This window comes from Actinomyces sp. S6-Spd3, assembly GCF_000758755.1.
Lineage (GTDB): Bacteria > Actinomycetota > Actinomycetes > Actinomycetales > Actinomycetaceae > Pauljensenia.
Genome location: NZ_JRMV01000253.1, coordinates 1 through 612 on the forward strand (window position 1 = coordinate 1; position 612 = coordinate 612).

Below are 612 nucleotides of genomic sequence, written 5' to 3' on the forward strand. Positions count from 1 at the left end.
CAGTTTGGACGAACGGCTTCAGTTTCCTATTGGCAAGGAATCTCCAGACGCTACCGAGTACAGAGGTATTTTCTACAGCAAAAAGGAGTATCAGCGCTATAGCGGGCAAAATACTTTCGCCACCCTAATTTATAATCGCAGCGATCAGGGTAGCTTCGTCATCCATTGTTGGAACATCTTCTCAACCCTTCACTTGGTACAGGAATGTCTGAAGCGATTCGGCAACCCAGGTGACAAATTTAAACTTGTTTACCGGGAAAAAGGTAGCTTTGACGCTGGGGATGTGGAGTTGGCCAATGAGGAAGAGGAAGACGCTACTGCTGAGGGCGCCGTTCTTCGGAATAAGTATTCCCAGACCCTCATCGATTCCAAGAACATCATTTTCAGGGGCGCTCCCGGAACAGGCAAGACATATTTGGCCAGGCAGATAGCGGCTGACATTATTTCTGAGGGAAGAACTCAAGATTTCACTGAGCTTGAGGACGACGAAAAACGACAAGTTGGGTTTGTTCAGTTCCACCCAAGCTACGACTACTCGGATTTCGTAGAAGGGCTTCGCCCTCGCATCAATGATGATGGCACGATGGGATTCGAACTTCAGGATGGGATTTT

Annotated in this window: 1 pseudogene; it reads left to right on the top strand. The window is 48.0% G+C overall.

From position 1 onward, the window contains the following. A pseudogene (locus HMPREF1627_RS02030) lies at positions 1-612 on the top strand (PhoH family protein); the annotation flags it as partial.